The sequence below is a fragment of the Mesobacillus sp. genome, assembly GCF_049588175.1.
Taxonomy (GTDB): Bacteria; Bacillota; Bacilli; order Bacillales; family Cytobacillaceae; genus Mesobacillus.
Map to the genome: position 1 here is coordinate 1 of NZ_JBAVFI010000015.1, position 4836 is coordinate 4836.

Below are 4836 nucleotides of genomic sequence, written 5' to 3' on the forward strand. Positions count from 1 at the left end.
TATGAGCGCAAGAATTTCTATATGCTTTTTGCCACTGAAGATCAGAAAGAAGGCATGAAGGCTTTCAAGGAAAAAAGAAAGCCGGAGTTTAAAGGGAAATAAGGGGGTACATAGCTGTGTTTGAAACCGTTTTGTATGAAGTGCGGAATCAGGTAGCCTACATTACCCTGAACCGCCCTGATAAATTGAATGCCTTCACAGAGCAGTTAAATAAGGAAATTCAGACAGCCATCAAAAATGCTTCCCGCGATAAAAGCGTCCGTGCCCTTGTCCTGACTGGAGCAGGCCGAGCATTCTGTTCCGGTGAAGACCTCTCGGGTGTATCTGAAAATATGGACCACGGGGAAGTACTTCGGAAGCGGTATAACCCGATGCTTCTTGAGTTGGACCGTTGTGAAAAACCAGTCATTGCCGCCGTGAACGGAGTAGCCGCCGGCGCAGGAATGAGCCTGGCCCTTGCCTGTGATTTCCGCATTGCATCTGAAAAAGCTAGCTTTGTAGAAGCTTTCATCCATGTCGGACTCGTTCCGGATGCTGGTAATCTATTTTACCTGCCAAGGCTTATTGGTCACGCAAAAGCAATGGAACTAGCCGCATTTGGTGAAAAAGTTCCAGCTGAAAAAGCAAAGGAGCTCGGCCTTGTAACAGAGGTCATTCCGATGGATGAGTGGGACGAAAAGGTAGCTGCTTTTGCCGAAAGACTTGCAAACATGCCAACGAAAGCAATCAGTTTAATAAAAAGAAGCCTGAAGGCAAGCTGGCATTCCAATCTTGAAGAGTTTTTAGAGAGAGACGCCCAAAGCCAAAGAATTGCAGGACAGACGGCAGACCATAAGGAAGGCGTCCTAGCGTTTTTGGAAAAAAGAAAACCAGTTTTCAAAGGCGAGTAAAAGAATTCACTAAAGGAGATGGTACGGGTGACAACAGTTAAAGAACAAAAATTTGAAACAATGTCAGTTAAACGCGAAACATATCAGCTGATTATTAACGGAGTTCGCCAGGATAGCACTAACGGTGAAACATATACAGTCTTTAATCCAGCAACAGGTGAAGAGGTTGCTACAGTTGCGAAAGCATCCAAAGAAGATGCTGAACTGGCAGTACAGGCGGCAAGAAATGCCTTCGATTTCGGAAAGTGGCGTCATTTTCCTGTTAACAAGCGCTCTCGTACTTTGAATAAAATTGCCTCAATCATGAGATCCCGTTTCAACGAGCTGGTAGAATTGGAGATTTTAGATACAGGTAAATCTCTTGCTGCTGCCCAGGGACAGGTAATGCAGGCAATTGAAGATTTCGAGTTTTATGCAGGTGCGATTGTGAGCCACCGCGGCTCTGTCAACAGTCTGCCAGGAGCATTCCAGAACATCACCGAAAAAGAGCCTGTTGGCGTTTGTGCACAAATCATTCCTTGGAATTATCCATTAATGATGGCTGCATGGAAAATCGCTCCGGCTATTGCCGTTGGCTGTTCGGTTATTGTAAAACCTGCATCACTGACACCTTTGACAGCAATCGTTCTTGGTGAAATCTGTATTGAAGCTGGCGTACCTGAGGGTGTGGTAAACGTCATTCCTGGATCTGGTTCAGAAATCGGCAACTATCTTGTTGAACATGAAAAGGTAGATAAAGTAGCCTTCACTGGTTCAACGCCAATCGGAAAAGATATCATGGCAAGAGCCTCTCAAACTCTTAAACGCGTGACATTGGAATTAGGCGGCAAATCTCCAAGCATCATTTTTGATGATGCAGACATAGATGCGGCTGTAGATGGATCCTTGTTCGGAATCTTCTATAACACTGGACAGTCGTGTGAAGCACGCTCAAGACTGTATGTTCATGAGAATGTATACGATGAGTTTATGGAAAAATTCGTCGCTAAAACGAAGCAGCTGAAGCTTGGAAACCCGTTTGATAAAGAAACCCATGTCGGTGCTGTTATCAGCGAGGATCAGTTAAATGTAATCGATGGCTATGTAAAATCTGCACAGGCAGATGGAGCAGAAATTTTGACTGGCGGCAAGACTGCTACCATTGAAGGCTATGAGAATGGCTACTGGTATGAGCCTACAATCATTGCTGAAACAAACCACAGCATGAAGGCAGTAAAAGAAGAAATCTTTGGGCCGGTAGTAGTGGTCATGAAATTTAAAGATGAAAAAGAAGCTGTCAAGCTTGCGAATGATAGTGAGTATGGACTCGGTTCAGCAATCTGGACGAAGGATTATGGGCGTGCGACAAGAGTTTCTAAGCTAATCCAGGCTGGTATCGTGATGGTTAACTGCCCATTCTCAGCATTCCCAGGAACACCATTCGGAGGCTATAAGCAATCTGGTTTTGGCCGTGAGCTGTGTATCGAAACACTGGATCTATATACAGAAACCAAGAGTATCGTCTCTTATTATGGCAGCCGCCCGCTAAACCCGTTTAATCTGTAAAAAGGTGGCGAGCACTCCTTAACGAGAGTGCTCGCCTTTGATTTTTTAGGCATAAATAAAGCTCATTGTTGATTGTGCAATATTTTGAGTCCATCGGAAATCAACAGACAGGTTCAGCAAAGCCAATTTTAAAAATGGAGGACAATTATAATGAAGAAACTCGTCGTAATCGGTTCTGGTGTCATGGGCAGAGGTATCGCCTATGTCAGCTGTTTAGGCGGCTTTGATACAGTTTTGATTGATGTTGAAGAAAAGCAGCTGCGCAATGCAGAGCAGGAAATCAACAGCATTTTTGAAAAAGGCATGGCGCGCGGTAAAATCACTGCAGAGGATATGGAATCAGCAAAATCAAGACTTACATATTCTAATTTTCTTGTTGATAACGTCAAGGATGCTGATTTAATCATTGAGGCGGTACCGGAAAAAATGGATATTAAAAAGACGATTTTTGAGGTCATCGACCAGCATGCACCAGCACACTGTCTGTTTGCATCGAACACATCAACGATGAGTCCAACTGAGATCGCATCTTTTACCAAACGTCCTGAGAAAGTGATTGCCATGCACTTTTTCAATCCAGTCCATAAAATGCCACTCGTAGAAATTGTCCGTGGTCTGGAAACAAGCGATGAAACTGCAGAAGCCATCAAGCAGGCTGCTATTCAAATGGGTAAAGAAACGGTCGTCGTCAATGAATTCCCTGGTTTTGTGACAAGCAGGATCAGCGCGCTTGTCGGAAATGAAGCATTTTACATGCTACAGGAAGGTGTAGGTACAGCGGAGGAAATTGATAAGGCAATCAGACTTGGGCTGAATTATCCAATGGGTCCTTTCGAATTAGGTGATTTGGTAGGATTGGATACACGTCTCAATAATCTGAAATACTTGCATGAAAAGCTAGGTGAAAAATATAGACCGGCGCCGCTGCTGGAGCAATACGTGAAAGCAGGACGGCTTGGAAGGAAAACCGGCCGCGGCGTCTATGATTATAGAACTTCGCCAGAAACAGCTGGTTCGACTAAGTAAAGGAGGATGACGATGAGAGAGGTTGTAATTGTTGATGCAGTCAGGACTCCGATTGGAAGATATAACGGCAGCCTGCGCCAGATCCGTCCGGATGATTTAGGAGCAGTTGTCATCAAGGCGCTAATCGAACGAAATCCAGGCGTTCTTCCAGCAGGAATTGAAGAAGTCGTGCTTGGGAATGCAAACCAGGCAGGTGAAGATAACCGCAATGTTGCCCGGATGTCAGGTCTATTAGCTGGCCTTCCTGTAGAGGTCGCTGGGACAACCATCAATCGTTTGTGCGGATCGGGGTTAGATGCAGTAAACTATGCGGCTAGAGCAATTTTAGCCGGAGAAGGTGACATTTTCATCGCGGGAGGAACCGAAAGCATGACACGAGCACCATTTGTCATGGCAAAGCCGGAGGCAGAGTTTCCAAGAGGAAATATGGAGATGTTCGACACAACGATTGGCTGGCGATTCGTGAATGATAAGCTTAAGGAAATGTACGGTACGGACAGTATGCCGGAAACAGCTGAAAACGTAGCGAAAAAGTATGATATTTCCCGTGCGGCTCAGGATGAATTTGCTGCTGAAAGCCAGCTTCGCGCGCAAAAGGCTATGGAGGCAGGGCGTTTTGAAAACGAGATTGTCCCTGTTATTTATGTGGATAAAAAGGGTAATAAGACAATCATTGACCGGGATGAACATCCGCGTCCTGGTACGACAGCTGAAAAATTGGCAAAGCTGAAGCCGCTCTTCAAGGATGGAACGGTTACTGCCGGCAATGCATCCGGAGTAAACGATGGTGCTTCTGCATTACTGTTGATGAGCCGGGAAAAAGCAGACGAACTAGGAGTGAAGCCGCTGGCCCGATATGTTGTTTCAGCAACGGCAGGCCTGGAGCCATCCATTATGGGCATGGGACCGGTTTATGCTGTGGAAAAAGCCTTAAAACGGGCTGGACTATCTGTTGCTGACATTGACCTTATTGAGCTAAACGAAGCATTCGCAGCCCAGTCTCTGGGCTGCATCCAGGAATTAGGTCTCGACCAGTCACGAGTCAATGTCAACGGTGGTGCTATCGCTTTTGGACATCCACTTGGAGCGAGCGGTGCTAGGATTTTAACGACTCTTTTGTATGAAATGAAAAAGCGTGATTCGAAATATGGTCTTGCGACAATGTGCGTCGGGGTAGGTCAGGGAATCGCAACGATTATCGAAAATATAGGAGAGAACTAAATGAAAAATATCAAATTTCAGAAAGAGCAGCATATCGCTTATATCACGATTGATCGTCCTGAATCACTGAACTGCTTTAATTATGAAACACTAAAGGAGCTAGGAAATACAGTTGAAAGCCTGCATACCGATCCAGACGTTCGCGTGGTTATTT

6 protein-coding genes are annotated in these 4836 nt (G+C 45.3%); all 6 read left to right on the forward strand.

Annotated features, from left to right (window positions below; translation table 11 throughout):
- On the forward strand, positions 1 to 102 hold a 102-nt coding region (locus tag WB217_RS00300), incomplete at its 5' end, for an enoyl-CoA hydratase-related protein (protein WP_423989559.1).
- Positions 103 to 116: 14 nt separating this feature from the next.
- Positions 117 to 890, forward strand: coding sequence for an enoyl-CoA hydratase-related protein (locus WB217_RS00305; RefSeq protein ID WP_423989551.1), 774 nt, complete (start codon positions 117 to 119; stop codon positions 888 to 890).
- 27 nt (positions 891 to 917) lie between these two features.
- Complete coding sequence (locus tag WB217_RS00310; protein ID WP_423989553.1) at positions 918 to 2435, forward strand: aldehyde dehydrogenase family protein; 1518 nt, start codon at positions 918 to 920, stop codon at positions 2433 to 2435.
- A gap of 150 nt (positions 2436 to 2585) precedes the next feature.
- Positions 2586 to 3461 (forward strand): 3-hydroxyacyl-CoA dehydrogenase, encoded by an 876-nt coding sequence (locus WB217_RS00315; protein WP_423989555.1) that lies wholly within the window; start codon positions 2586 to 2588, stop codon positions 3459 to 3461.
- Positions 3462 to 3473: 12 nt separating this feature from the next.
- Positions 3474 to 4682 (forward strand): thiolase family protein, encoded by a 1209-nt coding sequence (locus tag WB217_RS00320; RefSeq protein WP_423989557.1) that lies wholly within the window; start codon positions 3474 to 3476, stop codon positions 4680 to 4682.
- Positions 4683 to 4836: enoyl-CoA hydratase-related protein (locus tag WB217_RS00325; protein ID WP_423989561.1), on the forward strand; the 154-nt coding region annotated here is incomplete at its 3' end. It lies immediately after the preceding gene.

What these genes read in the sequence shown, in the direction of transcription:
- WB217_RS00320 (WP_423989557.1), top strand. Translation starts at nt 3,474, where the DNA reads ATGAGAGAGGTTGTAATTGTTGATGCAGTCAGGACTCCGATTGGAAGA.
- WB217_RS00315 (WP_423989555.1), top strand. Translation starts at nt 2,586, where the DNA reads ATGAAGAAACTCGTCGTAATCGGTTCTGGTGTCATGGGCAGAGGTATC.